16 protein-coding genes are annotated in these 14,183 nt (G+C 64.3%); 9 read left to right on the forward strand and 7 right to left on the reverse strand.

Annotation, left to right across the window (positions count from 1 at the left end; translation table 11 throughout):
• Nucleotide 1: 1 nt before the first annotated feature.
• The 6 genes from B4F51_RS10325 to B4F51_RS10350 all read right to left on the reverse strand — a co-directional run bounded on the left by B4F51_RS10325 (nt 2) and on the right by B4F51_RS10350 (nt 5,682).
• Nucleotides 2-928 carry a formyltransferase gene (locus B4F51_RS10325; protein WP_296225196.1) on the reverse strand — a complete coding sequence of 309 codons (927 nt, stop codon included), beginning with the start codon at nt 926-928 and terminating at the stop codon, nt 2-4.
• Nucleotides 925-1,920: a glycosyltransferase gene (locus B4F51_RS10330; protein ID WP_296225198.1), complete on the reverse strand. Its 996-nt coding sequence runs from the start codon at nt 1,918-1,920 to the stop codon at nt 925-927. Before B4F51_RS10330 ends, B4F51_RS10325 begins: the two co-directional genes overlap by 4 nt.
• Entirely contained in the window at nt 1,917-3,080 is a 1,164-nt protein-coding gene (locus B4F51_RS10335; RefSeq protein WP_296225200.1) for a DegT/DnrJ/EryC1/StrS family aminotransferase, read from the reverse strand. The genes B4F51_RS10330 and B4F51_RS10335 overlap by 4 nt, the downstream gene beginning before the upstream one ends.
• Nucleotides 3,081-3,109: 29 nt before the next feature.
• Entirely contained in the window at nt 3,110-3,481 is a 372-nt protein-coding gene (locus tag B4F51_RS10340) for an SMR family transporter (RefSeq protein WP_296225203.1), read from the reverse strand.
• Nucleotides 3,482-3,605: 124 nt separating this feature from the next.
• The gene (locus B4F51_RS10345; RefSeq protein ID WP_296225205.1) at nt 3,606-5,297 is read right to left on the reverse strand and encodes a glycosyltransferase family 39 protein; all 1,692 of its coding nucleotides are present in this window, start codon (nt 5,295-5,297) and stop codon (nt 3,606-3,608) included.
• A 4-nt stretch (nt 5,298-5,301) separates the two neighbouring features.
• On the reverse strand, nt 5,302-5,682 hold the full coding sequence (locus B4F51_RS10350; RefSeq protein WP_296225207.1) for an Mth938-like domain-containing protein: 381 nt from the start codon (nt 5,680-5,682) through the stop codon (nt 5,302-5,304).
• A gap of 115 nt (nt 5,683-5,797) precedes the next feature.
• On the opposite strand from B4F51_RS10350, the gene B4F51_RS10355 reads away from it, so the two are divergent.
• From B4F51_RS10355 to crcB, 9 genes are all read left to right on the forward strand, one after another.
• Nucleotides 5,798-6,022 (forward strand): hypothetical protein, encoded by a 225-nt coding sequence (locus B4F51_RS10355; protein WP_296225209.1) that lies wholly within the window; start codon nt 5,798-5,800, stop codon nt 6,020-6,022.
• Nucleotides 5,976-7,217, forward strand: a complete 1,242-nt coding sequence (locus B4F51_RS10360; protein WP_296225211.1) for a pyridoxal phosphate-dependent aminotransferase — start codon at nt 5,976-5,978, stop codon at nt 7,215-7,217. Before B4F51_RS10355 ends, B4F51_RS10360 begins: the two co-directional genes overlap by 47 nt.
• Nucleotides 7,218-7,316: 99 nt before the next feature.
• Complete coding sequence (locus B4F51_RS10365; RefSeq protein WP_296225213.1) at nt 7,317-8,636, forward strand: homoserine dehydrogenase; 1,320 nt, start codon at nt 7,317-7,319, stop codon at nt 8,634-8,636.
• A gap of 30 nt (nt 8,637-8,666) precedes the next feature.
• Nucleotides 8,667-10,112 (forward strand): threonine synthase, encoded by a 1,446-nt coding sequence (thrC, locus tag B4F51_RS10370; RefSeq protein ID WP_296225357.1) that lies wholly within the window; start codon nt 8,667-8,669, stop codon nt 10,110-10,112.
• Nucleotides 10,113-10,116: 4 nt separating this feature from the next.
• Nucleotides 10,117-10,734 carry a uracil-DNA glycosylase family protein gene (locus tag B4F51_RS10375; RefSeq protein WP_296225215.1) on the forward strand — a complete coding sequence of 206 codons (618 nt, stop codon included), beginning with the start codon at nt 10,117-10,119 and terminating at the stop codon, nt 10,732-10,734.
• A gap of 73 nt (nt 10,735-10,807) precedes the next feature.
• Nucleotides 10,808-12,067, forward strand: coding sequence for a gephyrin-like molybdotransferase Glp (gene glp, locus B4F51_RS10380; protein WP_296225217.1), 1,260 nt, complete (start codon nt 10,808-10,810; stop codon nt 12,065-12,067).
• 12 nt (nt 12,068-12,079) lie between these two features.
• Nucleotides 12,080-12,337 carry a molybdopterin converting factor subunit 1 gene (moaD, locus tag B4F51_RS10385; RefSeq protein ID WP_296225218.1) on the forward strand — a complete coding sequence of 86 codons (258 nt, stop codon included), beginning with the start codon at nt 12,080-12,082 and terminating at the stop codon, nt 12,335-12,337.
• A gap of 16 nt (nt 12,338-12,353) precedes the next feature.
• Nucleotides 12,354-12,866, forward strand: coding sequence for a molybdopterin synthase catalytic subunit MoaE (gene moaE / locus B4F51_RS10390; RefSeq protein ID WP_296225219.1), 513 nt, complete (start codon nt 12,354-12,356; stop codon nt 12,864-12,866).
• 14 nt (nt 12,867-12,880) lie between these two features.
• Complete coding sequence (crcB, locus tag B4F51_RS10395) at nt 12,881-13,261, forward strand: fluoride efflux transporter CrcB (RefSeq protein WP_296225221.1); 381 nt, start codon at nt 12,881-12,883, stop codon at nt 13,259-13,261.
• On the opposite strand, the gene B4F51_RS10400 is transcribed toward crcB, so the two are convergent.
• A complete protein-coding gene (locus tag B4F51_RS10400) occupies nt 13,243-14,151 on the reverse strand; it encodes an alpha/beta fold hydrolase (protein WP_296225223.1) in 909 nt (302 codons plus the stop codon). The two genes, crcB and B4F51_RS10400, sit on opposite strands and share 19 nt — an antisense overlap.
• Nucleotides 14,152-14,183: the final 32 nt, after the last annotated feature.

Genomic DNA, 14,183 nt, shown 5'->3' on the forward strand with positions numbered 1-14,183 from the left:
ATCAGGAGAGGGCGAGCTGCTGCGCGGTCACGACGGACGTGCTGGATGCATGACCTGCAGCCTGGGGCTCGACGCGCCAGAGCTCGTGGATGGCGATGGCTCCCCCATCGCCGCACACGCCGAACATTGCATTATCCACGACGTGCAAGCCCGGCGGCAAATTCGTGAAAGTTTGTCGTGCCAGACGGGCGCGCGCGACGATGTAGCGTTCGCCGCCGGCATCCGTGAATGCTCCGGGGTAGGGCGGCGCCACGGCACGGACCAGGTTGTAGACCTGCTGAGCCGGCTTGGACCAGTCGATGCGGCCGTCTTCGGGCTTGCGGCCGCCGAAGTAGCTGCCGTTGGCGAGCACATTTGGGTGTTGAGGAATCTGCCCGGTGATCATTGCGGGCAGTGCGCGCCACAACGTCTGCTCGGCTGCGACAGTGGCCTTTTCGAACACTTCGTGCGCGGTGTCGTCCGGCAGGATCGGCACGATGGTCTGGTCGACAATGTAGCCGGCATCCGGCTTCTCGACCATTTCGTGCAGGGTGGCGCCGGTTTCGGTCTCGCCGTGCAGGACGGCCCAGTTGATCGGCACGCGACCGCGATATTTCGGCAGCAAGGAGCCGTGCATGTTGAACGCGCCAAACTTGGCGAGGCTCAACAGCGTCATCGGGATCATGTGCCGGTAGTAGAACGAAAAGATGAAATCCGGCGCGATGTCTGCGATGCGCGCATGCAGGTCTTCACCCTTCGCGTCTTCCGGCGTGATGAAGGGGATGCCCAATTCCTGTGCGGTGGCGCGCACGCTGCCGAACCAGATGTTCTCGGCGGCGTTGTCTTCGTGCGTGACAACCAATTCGACCTGAATGCCGCGCGCTGCGAGCACGCGCAGGCAGCGCACGCCGACGTTGTGGTACGCAAAAACGACGGCGCGGCGCGTCATGCAACACCCCGCTGTTGATTGGTTTTCAGGTCAGCCGGGCCGGCCTCGTGCAGGTTGGGTGTGTCTTCCAGCACGCCCTGCACCAGATAGCGGGGACGCTCGCGCACCTGCTGGTAGATGCGGCCGATGTACTCGCCCAAGAGGCCGATGCCGAACAGCAGCACGCCCATCAGGAAGAACGTGATGGCGAACAGCGTGAACACGCCCTGGACTTCGGCGCCCAGAACAAAGCGGCGTACCACGAGCAGGATAAACAGCACCGCCGAGGCAAACGACAGCAGCATGCCGATTGCCGAGAACCACTGCAGCGGCACCACCGAGAAGCCCGTCACCAGGTCGAAGTTCAGGCGGATCAGCTTGTACAGCGAATACTTCGATTCACCCGCGAAACGTTCTTCATGATCGACCTCGATTTCGGTCGGATTCTTGCTGAACGTGTAGGCCAGCGCCGGGATGAAGGTGTTGACTTCGCGGCAGCGGTTGATGGTGTCGACGATGGTCCGGTTATAGGCGCGCAGCATGCAGCCCTGGTCGGTCATCTTGATGTGCGTGATGCGCTCGCGCAGCGAGTTCATGGCGCGCGACGCGGTGCGGCGGAACCAACTGTCCTGGCGGTTACGGCGGATGGTGCCGACGTAGTCGTAGCCTTCGTCGAGCTTTTCGACCAGGCGGCCGATTTCTTCGGGCGGGTTCTGCAGATCGGCGTCGAGCGTGATGACGCGCTCTCCGCGTGCGTGCTCGAAGCCGGCCAGGATGGCCATGTGCTGGCCGTAGTTGCCGTTGAACAGCACCACGCGCGTGCTGTCCGGGCGCGCGCGGAACTGCTCGGCCAGCATGGCGGCAGAGCGGTCCCGGCTACCATCGTTGACGAACACAACCTCGTACGAGATGCCAAGCGCGTCGAGTGCGGGATACAGACGCGCGAACAGCGCAGCGAGCCCGTCTTCTTCGTTGTAGACAGGAATGACGACCGAGAGAGCGGGTGTCTTCATTGTTGGTATTGGGCGCAAAGTTGGCGGACCGCATTGACTACGCGATCCACGTCGGAATCTTCCATGGCGACGAACATCGGCAGCGTGAGGATTGCGCGGCCGATGCGCTCGGCGACCGGGAACATGCCCGGGCCCCAGCCGAGTTCGCGATAGAGCTTGAACAGGTGGATGGGCGGATAGTGCACGCCCGCGCCGATGCCCAGCGCCTTCAGGCCCGCCATGAAGCCGGCGCGGTCGACCGTCAGGCGGTCCAGCGGCAGCACGATCTGGAACATGTGCCAGTTGGTGTGTGCAAAGTCTTCCACCGGCAGCTCGACGCCGAACGATTCGATGTCAGCCGCACGCATGGCGGCAAAGTAGCGGCGGGCCAGTGCGGCACGGCGAGCCGTAACGTTTTCCAGTTGCGCAAGTTGGCCAAGGCCGATGGCAGCGTTCACATCGGTCAGGTTGAACTTGCCGCCCACGAGGTCGACTTCCATGCCGTCGAAGCCCGTGCGCACGACACCCTGCAGGCGGTACTTTTCGGCCAGCACGGCTTCTTCGGGCGTGTTCAGCACGAGCGCGCCGCCTTCGATGGTGGTGATGTTCTTGTTGGCCTGGAAGCTGAAGCTGACCAGATCACCGATCTGGCCGATCCGCTTGTCGCCCCAGCGCGAGCCGATGGCCTGGGCGGCATCTTCCACGACGCGCAGCTTGTGGCGGCAGGCGATGTCGTACAGGCGGTCCATGTCCACCGGCAGGCCCGAGAGGTAGACCGGGATGATGGCACGCGTGCGCGGGGTGATGGCGGCCTCGACCTTGCTCAGGTCGATGTTGCGCGTGACGGGGTCGATATCAACGAAGACTGGCTTGGCGCCGACCGTCAGTACCACGTTGGACGTGGCCACCCACGAGATCGGCGTGGTGATGACCTCGTCGCCCGGGCCGATGCCGGCGATGCGCAGCGCAACCTCCATGGTGGCCGTGCCATTGGCGAAGGTGCGCACGATGCGGCCGCCGAAGTACTCCGACAGCGCCGCCTCGAATGCGGCCACCTTGGGGCCCGAGGTGATCCAGCCCGAACGCAGCACATCGGCCACGGCGGCGATGGTCGCCTCATCGATGGTCGGGCGCACGAAGGGCAGGAACGGTTGTTCGACAGAGGCGTTGGTTTGCGTCATGGCTGCAAATGAGATTGGGCGCGTGCTGCTCAGGAGCGGGCCAGCACGAACACACCGACAAGAATGATGGCGATACCGATCAGGCGCGGGACTGACAGCACTTCGCCAAACAGATACCACGCCAAGAAGGCATTAACCACGTAGCCTAGCGAGAGCATCGGGTACGCAATGGTCACATCCACGCGCGAGAGCCCGAGGATCCACACCACCACGGAAATCACATAGCACGACAGCCCGCCGATGATGGGCCACTGCGTTGCAAGCTTGATGCCGATCGGCACGATGTTTTCAGCCGAAAACGCAAAGCGGCCGATGTTGTTGACGCCCGCTTTGAGCAGCAGTTGGGCGCAGGCATTGAGCATGACGCCCGTCAGGATCAGCCCGAATGTGACCAGATTCATGTGTTGTTTTGTTGTTGGAGCGCTTGCAGCGATTTCCCCCAAGACGGCGCTGCAGGGGCGCATGTTACGACAATTCCTCTTGTGCGCCACTTTCGGCGCATGCGTTGGCGGCCTAAGGTGGCACCTAGTTGCGCCGCACGATCACGCGGCGGTCGTCCCGGGTGATGACGGTCATCGGCACGCCCTGCGCGGCGAGCCTGTCATAGGTACCGGGGCCCATCATCGCAACCGCCTGACCTCCCGCTTTGCCAATCTCTTGCCAGCGGGCCACGAAGGCCTCGGTTGTCGGTATCCACTTGGATGGCTCTTGCTGCACACCGAAAGCCAGTTCATCGGGTTCCTGCACCATGATGGCCGGCTTGCCGAGATAAACCGGCATTGTATGGTCCAGACGCTCCACCGCATAGAACGGCACGCCCGGCTTGAGCCACGGTTTGACGGTCGGCACGAGGTCGATACCCGACATCGACCGCCCGAATGCCTCGTGACCGAGCGTGGCAGCCGTGAATGTCAGAAACCAAGCGCAGGCGAAGGCGACAAGACTCTCAAAGCGTTTGCTGCCCACGCGAAGCGCAAGCCACGTGAACGCTGCCCCTGCAGCGAAGGCCACCGCCAGGAATACCGCAAAGCGTGAGAACACCGCGTTCGGGTACATGTCCGAGGACATCGTCGCCACGTAGCCGCTTGCTGCTAGGCCGATCAGGGCAAGCGCCAGGAAAGCCTTGAGCTGCCAGCGCCAGGCGCGCTCGCTGGTCTGCTCCAGCACCAGCGCGGCCAGGACTGCCATCGCTGGGATGATCGGGAAGATATAGCCAGGCAGTTTCGAGTTGGAGATGCTGAAGAACGCGAAGATCAGCCCAGCCCACAAGCCCAGCAGCAGCGTCGGGCGGAAGCCGTTGACCGCAGTTTCATTGCGCGCGAGGGTCAGGCGTGCGGCGCCGGGCAGTTGCGCCAGCCACGGCAGGAAGCCCGCAAGCAGCAACGGCACGAAATACCACAGCGGCTCGCTGCGGTTGTGCACGCTCGACGTGAAACGCTGAAAGTGCTCGTGCACGAAGAAGAACCACGCAAATTCCGGGTTACGCGCAGAGATCAGCACGAACCACGGTGCGCTCACCGCAAAGAAAACGATCAGCCCGGTCACCAAGTGCAGGCGTCTCCACAGCGCCCAGTCGCGCGCCACCAGCGTATAGACCACCAGCACAAAGCCCGGCAGCACTACGCCGATCAGACCCTTGCTGAGCACTGCCAGCGCCATCGATGCCCAGCATGCCCACATCCAGCCGCGCTGCTGGGCGCAGGTGGCGTGCGGGTGTTGTGCGAGCAGCAACGACGCCAGCGCCATCGTCATGCAGCCGGCGACGCCCATGTCGAGCGAATTGAAATGCGCGCCCACGTTCCACATCGGCGCACTCACCAGCACCAGCCCGCTGATGACGGCCACACGTTTGCCCCACCAGCGCGCCGCCGCCAGCATCGAGAAAACGATGCCAACGATGCCGGAAATCGCAGTGAACAGCCTCGCCTGCCAGTCGCCAACGCCGAACAGCGTATAGGCGAGCGCCGTGCCCCACATCTGCAGGGGCGGCTTCTCGAAGTATTTGAGGTCGTTGTAGCGGATGGTCACCCAGTCGCCGGAGGTGAACATTTCGCGGGCGATCTCGGCATAGCGGCCTTCGTCGGTGGGGATCAGGTGCCGGTAGCCGAGCGTGCCGAGCCAGACGGCCAGGAAGGAAGCGGCTAGCACCCACAGGGTGGCGTCGCGCCAGGGCAGGGTGGGCGCGCTGGGCGAATGGTTGGAGCGGTCGATCGGCATGCGGTCAGGCGCGTTCGATCAGCAACGCGGCGGCCACCTTGCGGCCCTCCAGCATCAGGATGTTGTAGGTGCGGCCGGCGGCTTGCAGGTCCATGGCCTCTACGCCAATACGCTTTTCGGTGAGCGACGCGGTCAGGCGCGGGTGCGGAAAGCGCAGCTTGTTGCCGGAGCCGAATACCACCACTTCTGCGCCCAGCATCAGCAGGCGGGCGAAATGTTCAGGGGTCAGGTCTTCAAAGCGGGCAACGTCCCACGGCACGACGGCGCCTTCGGGCATGACCAGCACGGATTGCTCGTGGCGCACCTTGTTGATTTCGATATAGCCGTCGCCATAAGCGGTAACGGTATTGAGGACGGCGGATGTATCAGATGAGTGGAGCTTCAAGGCGGGAATCCCATCGGGCGCGATGGCTGCGGCACGGATGGCGGCAGGGCGCTAGGTTTCAGACTTCCGGGCTGCATTTCTTGCAGCCGGCAGGCGGATCTCGCTGCATTGCAAAATGCGCGCCGAAGTCTGTCATAATGGGCTAAATTATATCTTTTTCTCTCCTTTGCCCGCCGCGCCACAAGCGACGCCCGGCAAGGAAGAGCGCAGCGCTTGCCTGCGCAAGCGGTATCACCCGCGCCGCTTTGCTGCACGACAAAATTCCGCCAATCCAAGCCCGCTCGACGCCGCCCGTGAAAACGATCCAAAAATCCGCCAAGCTCAACAACGTCTGCTATGACATCCGTGGCCCCGTGCTCGAGAAGGCCAAGCAGATGGAGGAAGAGGGCCACAAGATCATCAAGCTGAACATCGGCAACCTGGCCGTGTTCGGTTTCGATGCCCCGGAAGAGATCCAGCAGGACATGATCCGAAACCTGCCGAATTCGGCTGCCTATTCGGATTCCAAGGGCATCTTCGCGGCGCGCAAGGCGGTGATGCACTACACGCAGGAACAGGGGATCAAGAACGTCACGCTGGATGACATTTACCTGGGCAACGGGGCGTCGGAACTGATCGCGCTGGCCACCAACGCGTTGCTCGACGAAGGTGACGAGTTGCTGCTGCCGGCCCCTGATTACCCGCTGTGGACCGCCATGACCAGCCTGTCGGGCGGTACGCCGGTGCATTATTACTGCGACGAGTCCAACGGCTGGATGCCGGATCTGGACGACATTCGCTCCAAGATTACGCCCAACACCAAGGGCATCGTCGTCATCAACCCGAACAACCCGACCGGCGCGCTGTATTCCGACGAACTGCTGCGCGGCATCGTTGCCATTGCGCGCGAGCACGGTCTGGTGATCTTCGCGGACGAGGTGTACGACAAGGTCCTGTTCGACGGCAACAAGCACACCGCCCTCGGCTCGCTGTCGGAAGACGTGCTGACGATTACGTTCAACAGCCTGTCCAAGAGCTATCGCTCGTGCGGCTACCGCGCGGGCTGGATGGTCGTGTCCGGTGACAAGCGCCCGGCCAAGGACTACATCGAAGGCCTGAACATGCTGTCGTCGATGCGACTGTGTGCCAACGTGCCGGGTCAGTGGGCGATCCAGACCGCGCTGGGCGGCTATCAGAGCATCAACGACCTGGTGGCGCCGGGCGGCCGCATGCGTCGTCAGCGTGACCTGGCGCACGAGTTGATCACTGCCATTCCTGGCGTGACCTGCGTGAAGCCGAAGGCGGCGCTGTACATGTTCCCGCGTCTCGATCCGTCGGTGTACCCGATCGAGGACGATCAGCTATTCATCCGCCAACTGCTGGAGGAGGAACGCGTGCTGCTGGTGCAGGGCACGGGCTTCAACTGGCACTCGCCGGATCACTTCCGCATCGTCTTCCTGCCGCACGAGGACGATCTGCGCGAGGCCATTGGCCGAATTGCGCGCTTCCTGGAGCGGTACCGTCAGCGTCACGGTACTGGCATCCGGGCCGCTTAATCCGGTCTTCCGCCAGATCAGTTGTTGCGGGGCAGACCGAAGCGTCTGCCCTGTCTGTTTTTTGCCTTTCCGCTTTTTCGTTTTCCTACGATACGTCTCATGAATCCCATCAAGATCGGCCTGCTCGGGCTCGGTACCGTCGGTGGCGGTACGCTCAAGGTTCTGCAACGGAACCAGGAAGAAATCCGGCGTCGCGCGGGGCGCGGTATCGAGGTCGCCATGATTGCGGTGCGCAATGTCGACAAGGCCCGTGCCATCGTGCAGGAAGCCGGTGCGAGCGTGCCGGTGGTGAACGACCCGTTTGCCGTGGTGGATTCGCCCGACATCGACATCGTCGTGGAGCTGATCGGCGGCTATGACCTGACGCGCGAGCTGGTGCTGCGCGCGATTGCCAACGGCAAGCACGTCGTCACCGCCAACAAGGCGCTGCTGGCGGTGCACGGCAACGAGATCTTCAAGGCCGCCCAGGACAAGGGCGTGATGGTGGCGTTCGAGGCGGCCGTGGCCGGCGGTATTCCCATCATCAAGGCGCTGCGCGAGGGGCTGACGGCCAACCGCATCGAGTGGATCGCCGGCATCATCAACGGCACCACGAACTTCATCCTCTCGGAGATGCGCGAGAAGGGTCTCGACTTCAACACCGTGTTGAAGGAAGCGCAGCGCCTGGGCTATGCCGAGGCCGATCCGACGTTCGATATCGAGGGCTTTGACGCCGCGCACAAGCTCACACTCATGAGCGCCATCGCCTTTGGCGTGCCGGTGCAGTTCGAGCGTGCATACGTTGAGGGCATCACCAAGCTGGAAGCCGTCGATATCCGCTACGCCGAGGAGCTCGGCTATCGCATCAAGCTGCTGGGCATTACGCGCCGCACCGATGCCGGCATCGAACTGCGCGTGCACCCGACTCTGGTGCCGGCCAAACGTCTGATCGCCAACGTGGAAGGCGCGATGAATGCCGTGGTCGTCAACGGCGACGCCGTGGGCCCGACGCTGTATTACGGCAAGGGCGCTGGCGCGGAGCCGACCGCTTCGGCCGTCGTCGCCGACTTGGTGGACGTGACGCGCCTGCACACGGCTGACCCCGAGCACCGCGTGCCGCACCTGGCCTTCCAGCCCGACGAGCTGTCTGACACGCCGATCCTGCCGATCGACGAAGTGCGATCGAGCTACTACCTGCGCATGCGCGTGGCTGACGAAACCGGCGTGCTGGCCGACATCACCCGTATCCTCGCTGAGCGCGGCATCTCCATCGACGCGATGCTGCAGAAGGAGTCGCGTGAAGGCGAGCCGCAGACCGACATCATCATGCTGTCGCACGTGACGGTGGAAAAACGCGTGAACGCCGCCATTGCCGCCATTGAGGCGCTGCCGACCGTGCTGTCGAAGGTCACGCGCATCCGCATGGAAGAACTGAACTGAGCGCACGACGTTTTCGAGACAGCCATGAGCATGCAATACCGATCCACGCGCGGCCATAGCGAGCCGCAAAGCTTCTCCCGCATCCTGCTGGGCGGTCTGGCGCCGGACGGCGGCCTGTACCTGCCCGAGCAGTACCCGCAAGTCAGCGTTGAGGAACTGACCCGCTGGCGCGATTTGCCGTACGCCGATCTCGCCTTCGATATCCTGCGCAAGTTCGCCACCGACATTCCCGAAGACGACCTGCGCGCGCTGGCTCGCCGCACGTACACGCCCGAGGTCTACTGCAACGCGCGCGCTGGCGACAACACCGCCGACATCACGCCGCTGCACCGCCTGGGCGATGAGGGTGGTACCTCGCTGTCGCTGCTGTGCCTGTCCAACGGCCCGACGCTGGCCTTCAAGGACATGGCGATGCAGTTGCTGGGCAACCTGTTCGAATACGCACTCGACCGCGAGCATGCCGAGTTGAACATCCTGGGCGCCACTTCCGGCGATACGGGCAGCGCGGCCGAATACGCCATGCGCGGCAAGCGCGGCGTGCGCGTGTTCATGCTCAGCCCGCACCGCAAGATGAGCGCGTTCCAGACCGCGCAGATGTTCAGCCTGCAAGACAAGAACATCTTCAACATCGCCATCGAAGGCGTGTTCGACGACGCGCAGGACATCGTCAAGGCCGTCTCCAACGATTTGGAATACAAGGCCCGCCAGAAGATCGGCACGGTCAACTCGATCAACTGGGCGCGCGTGGTGGCCCAGGTCGTCTATTACTTCAAGGGTTACCTGCTGGCCGCCCCGAAGATCGGCGACAAGGTGTCGTTCTGCGTGCCGTCGGGCAACTTCGGCAACGTCTGCGCCGGTCACATCGCGCGCATGATGGGTTTGCCGATCGACAAGCTGGTGGTTGCCACCAACGAGAACGACGTGCTCGACGAGTTCTTCCGCACCGGCACGTACCGCGTGCGTTCGGCCGCGCAGACGTACCACACGTCGAGCCCGAGCATGGACATCAGCAAGGCGTCGAACTTCGAGCGCTTCGTGTTCGATCTGCTGGGCCGCGACCCGGCGCGCCTCGCGCAGCTCTTCAGCGACGTGGAAACCAAGGGCGGCTTCTCGCTGACGGGCAAGCCTGAATTCGACCGCGTCGCCGAGTTCGGTTTCGTCTCGGGCCGCAGCACGCACGAGGACCGCGTGGACACGATCCGCGACGTCTTTGCCCGCTACGGCACGATGATCGACACGCACACCGCCGACGGCGTGAAGGTCGCGCGCGAGCACCTGTCGCCGGGCGTGCCGATGGTGGTGCTGGAAACGGCGCTGCCGGCCAAGTTCGGCGACACCATCCGCGAGGCGCTGGACCGCGAGCCCGAGCGGCCGGCCGGTTACGCCGACATCGAATCGCTGCCGCAGCGCTTCGAGGTCATGCCCGCCGATGCCGATCGCGTGAAGGCGTACATCGCCCAGCACACCGGCCTTTGAAAGCATGGCGCAGGTGTCGGATGACGTAGACCAGGCAGCGTTTGCGGGCTGCCTGCATGACATCCGCGCCTGCCGCCTGTGCAAAGGCGCGCTCGCGCATGAGCCGCGTCCGGTTGTTCTGGCGGACCGCCGTGCCCATGTGCTGATCGTCGGGCAGGCGCCGGGGCGCATTGTCCACGAGACGGGTATTCCCTGGAACGACCGCTCGGGCGACCGCCTGCGGCAGTGGCTGCAAATCCCATACGACGATTTCTACGCCGACAAGCGTATCGCCGTGGTGCCCATGGGTTTCTGCTTTCCCGGCACCGGCCCGAACGGCGATCTGCCGCCGCGGCCGGAATGCGCGCCGCAGTGGCATCGGCCGCTGCTGACGGCCATGCCGGAGGTCAAGCTGGCGCTGCTGGTCGGCACGTATGCGCAGCGCTACTACCTGGATGTTCCGCGCGACTGGTCGTTGACCGACGTGGTGCGCAATGGGCCTGTACGGGACGAGGAGGGGCGTGTGCTGTTTCCGCTGCCGCATCCGAGCCCGCGCAACCTGGCCTGGTTCAAACACAATCCGTGGTTCGACGCGCACATCGTGCCGGCACTGCGAGCGGCGCTCGCCAACGCATTCGCGTGATACAGCGGCGCTGATGCATGGCGCCGCCACAGAACCGATACAATCGAAATCTCTCCCTGATTTCGCTTCTCGCATGTCCGCTAACGATGCTCCCGCCGTCAAACCGTCCTTGCTGACCCTTGAAGCGGCGCTGTCGCAATTGCTCGCCGCTGCACGCGTTTTGCCTGAGGTTGAAACCGTGCTGACGCTGCACGCCAACGGCCGCGTGCTGGCGCAAGCCGTGCGCAGCAGCCTGAATGTGCCGCCGGCCGACAACACGCAGATGGATGGCTACGCCGTACGCGCGGCCGATATCGCTGCGCCGGGCACGCGCCTGAAGGTGGCGCAGCGCATTCCCGCTGGCCACGTTGGCCAGCCGCTGAACGCGGGCGAGGCGGCACGCATCTTTACTGGCGCGCTGATCCCGCCGGGCGCTGACGCCGTGGTCATGCAGGAGCAGTGCAACGCCGACCCGGGCACGGGCACCGTCGTGATCGACCACGTGCCGGAATCAGGCGAGTGGATTCGCCGCGCTGGCGAGGACATCGCCGCGGGCGCCGAGATCCTGTCGCGCGGCACGCGCCTGGGCGCGCAACAACTTGGGCTGGCTGCATCCGTCGGCTGCGCCAACCTGCAGGTCGTGCGCCGTCCGCGCGTGGCCGTGTTCTTTACCGGTGACGAGCTTGCCATGCCCGGCGAGCTGCTCCAGCCCGGCGCCATCTACAACTCCAACCGCTTCACGCTGCGCGCGCTGCTGGAGAACCTTGGCTGCGAGATCACCGATTTCGGCATCGTGCCCGACACGCTGGAGGCCACGCGTGACACGCTGCGCGAGGCGGCAGAAGGCCACGACCTGATCATCACCTCCGGCGGTGTGTCGGTGGGCGAGGAAGACCACATCAAGCCCGCCGTGGAAGCCGAAGGGCGCCTGAACATGTGGCAGATCGCCATCAAGCCGGGCAAGCCGCTGGCCTTTGGCGAGGTGCGCCGGCCGGAAGGCATGGTGGGCGGGCCAACGGCGTTCTTCATTGGCCTGCCGGGCAACCCCGTATCGAGCTTTGTGACGTTTCTTCTGTTTGTGCGGCCGTTCATCCTGCGCCTGCAAGGTGTGGCTGATGTTTCGCCAAAGCGCATTCCAATGCGCGCAGATTTCGCTTTCCCCAAGGGCGACCGTCGCAACGAGTTCCTGCGCGCGCGCATCAATGCCAATGGCGGGTTGGACCTGTTCCCGAACCAGAGTTCGGGCGTGCTGACTTCTACCGTGTGGGGCGACGGCCTGATCGACAACCCGCCCAACCAGCCGATCGCACCGGGCGATGTGGTGAATTTCCTCCCGTTTGGCGGGCTGGTGTAAGGAGCGATGAGCATGCGGATCGAGCTGCGTTTCTTTGCCAGTGTGCGCGAGCAATTGGGCACCTCGCATGAGGTGGCGACCGTGCCGGACACCTTGCGCACCGTGGGCGACGTGCGCCGCTGGTTGATTGCGCGCGGCCCCGTGTGGGCCGAAGCGCTGGCCGAAGGCCGTGCCCTGCGCATGGCGGTGGACCACCAGATCGTGCCTGCAGACACCGCCTTGCGCGACGGCTGCGAGGTTGCGTTCTTCCCGCCCGTCACAGGCGGCTGAGCCAAGGAGCGCGATCATGTCCGTCCGCGTGCAAGAGGCCGACTTCGATCTGGGCGCCGAGATCGCCGCACTGCGTGCCGGCCGCGCGAACATTGGCGCGGTGGCGAGCTTTATCGGTACGGTGCGCGACATCAACGACGGCACCGGCGTGTCGGAGATGGAGCTGGAGCACTATCCCGGCATGACCGAGAAGGCGCTGGCCAGCATCGTCAGCGCGGCCATGCAGCGCTGGGAGCTGATCGACGCGCTGGTCATCCACCGCGTCGGCAAGCTCAAGCCGGAAGACCAGATCGTGCTGGTGGCGGTGGCGTCCAAGCATCGCGGCGAGGCTTTCGCTGCCTGCGAATTCATCATGGATTACCTCAAGAGCGAGGCGCCGTTCTGGAAGAGGGAACAGACGCCCGAGGGCGCCCGCTGGGTTGATGCGCGTGTGACGGACGATAAGGCCCTGGCGCGCTGGGGCATCGTCACCAGCAACGCGGCCGCCAGTCCAGCTGGCGCGTCGGCACAACCGAACGACTACGAATAACAAGGAAACAAGGCATGAGCGGGATGGGATTCCTGGCAGTAGGCGTAGGCGCTGCTCTAGGGGCGTGGCTGCGCTGGTTCTTTGCGGTGCTGTGGAATGCAATCTACCCGGCGCTGCCGTATGGCACGCTGGCCGCGAACTTGCTGGGCGGCTATCTGATTGGTGTGGCGGTCGGTTTTTTCGATGCGCACTCAAGCCTGCCGCCGGAATGGCGTTTGTTGGCGGTGACCGGCTTCATGGGCGGATTGACGACGTTCTCGACGTTTTCAAGCGAGGTCATCGCCAACATCCTGGCCGGTGACTATGTGATCGGCGTGGTGCACATCGTGGCGCACCTGGGCGGTTCGTTGTTCCTGACGATGGTGGGGCTGTGGAGCTATCGCGTGCTCTCCTGAGCGCGCAACATTTGCAGCAACACGGCATTGAACGCGTCCGGCCGTTCGAGGTGCGGCGCGTGCCCGGTGCCAGGGATCGTGGCAACCTGCGCCGCAGGGTGCAGCGCCAGCGTGGCGCGGCCGACATCGGGGGCGTAGAGGCGGCTGCGCTCCCCATACAGGTGGAACAACGGCCAGCGTGCCGCCTGCAGCAACACGCGGAAATCCTGCCTGGCCATGTCTTCCCACAGTGCGGCCAGCGTCCCGGGGGCGCATTGCCGCATCATGCGCATCACATCGCGCGTCAGCCCGGTATCCGGCTGCACGCCTGCTGCCCATAGGCCTGCCGCCACGGGTGCCATCAAGCTTTCCCAACGCTGTCGAATCCGGGTTGCCATCTGTGCCGCCTGCGCCATGTCGTAGTGGCCATGCAGGCCATGCGACCAATCAGGGCTGGTGACGAGTCGCGGCGTCATGTCAATGCTGCCGATCATGGCGATTCGCAGGCTGGGTTGGCTGCGCATCAGCTCCCACGCCACCATGGCGCCCATCGACCACCCCACCACCACCGCATCGTCGAGCTCCAGATGGCGCATCAGCGCAGCCGCGTCCGCCGTCAGGCCCGCAATGGTCGCGCCGGATGGCCGTAGGGCAGCAGACAGGCCGTGACCGGCATGGTCCGGTGCGATGACGCGGTAGCCCTGCAGTGCCAACGCCCGCTGGCCGTCAAAGACTTCGCCTGATACCGACCACCCGTGCAGCAACAGCAACGGCCGCCCGGTGCCGGCCTCACGCCAGCCGGGCAAGCCCGCACGGGCGGCAAATTCCACGAAGGCAGGCGCCGCGCCGCAAGCGTGCGCCGAAGACGAAACATCCACCGGCAGTTCCTTGGCAAGGTGCGGGAAAGCCATCTATTGACATCCCGATTTCGACGTTTATATCA

Origin of the sequence: Ralstonia sp. UBA689, assembly GCF_002298975.1 — a bacterium.
Lineage (GTDB): Bacteria > Pseudomonadota > Gammaproteobacteria > Burkholderiales > Burkholderiaceae > Ralstonia.

Bases quoted from the DNA above. Each gene is read 5' to 3' on its own strand.
- B4F51_RS10325 (WP_296225196.1), bottom strand. From the start codon at position 928: ATGACGCGCCGCGCCGTCGTTTTTGCGTACCACAACGTCGGCGTGCGC.
- B4F51_RS10330 (WP_296225198.1), bottom strand. From the start codon at position 1,920: ATGAAGACACCCGCTCTCTCGGTCGTCATTCCTGTCTACAACGAAGAA.
- B4F51_RS10335 (WP_296225200.1), bottom strand. From the start codon at position 3,080: ATGACGCAAACCAACGCCTCTGTCGAACAACCGTTCCTGCCCTTCGTG.
- B4F51_RS10340 (WP_296225203.1), bottom strand. From the start codon at position 3,481: ATGAATCTGGTCACATTCGGGCTGATCCTGACGGGCGTCATGCTCAAT.
- B4F51_RS10345 (WP_296225205.1), bottom strand. From the start codon at position 5,297: ATGCCGATCGACCGCTCCAACCATTCGCCCAGCGCGCCCACCCTGCCC.
- B4F51_RS10355 (WP_296225209.1), top strand. From the start codon at position 5,798: ATGCGCGCCGAAGTCTGTCATAATGGGCTAAATTATATCTTTTTCTCT.
- B4F51_RS10365 (WP_296225213.1), top strand. From the start codon at position 7,317: ATGAATCCCATCAAGATCGGCCTGCTCGGGCTCGGTACCGTCGGTGGC.
- thrC (WP_296225357.1), top strand. From the start codon at position 8,667: ATGCAATACCGATCCACGCGCGGCCATAGCGAGCCGCAAAGCTTCTCC.
- B4F51_RS10375 (WP_296225215.1), top strand. From the start codon at position 10,117: ATGGCGCAGGTGTCGGATGACGTAGACCAGGCAGCGTTTGCGGGCTGC.
- glp (WP_296225217.1), top strand. From the start codon at position 10,808: ATGTCCGCTAACGATGCTCCCGCCGTCAAACCGTCCTTGCTGACCCTT.
- moaD (WP_296225218.1), top strand. From the start codon at position 12,080: ATGCGGATCGAGCTGCGTTTCTTTGCCAGTGTGCGCGAGCAATTGGGC.
- moaE (WP_296225219.1), top strand. From the start codon at position 12,354: ATGTCCGTCCGCGTGCAAGAGGCCGACTTCGATCTGGGCGCCGAGATC.
- crcB (WP_296225221.1), top strand. From the start codon at position 12,881: ATGAGCGGGATGGGATTCCTGGCAGTAGGCGTAGGCGCTGCTCTAGGG.
- B4F51_RS10400 (WP_296225223.1), bottom strand. From the start codon at position 14,151: ATGGCTTTCCCGCACCTTGCCAAGGAACTGCCGGTGGATGTTTCGTCT.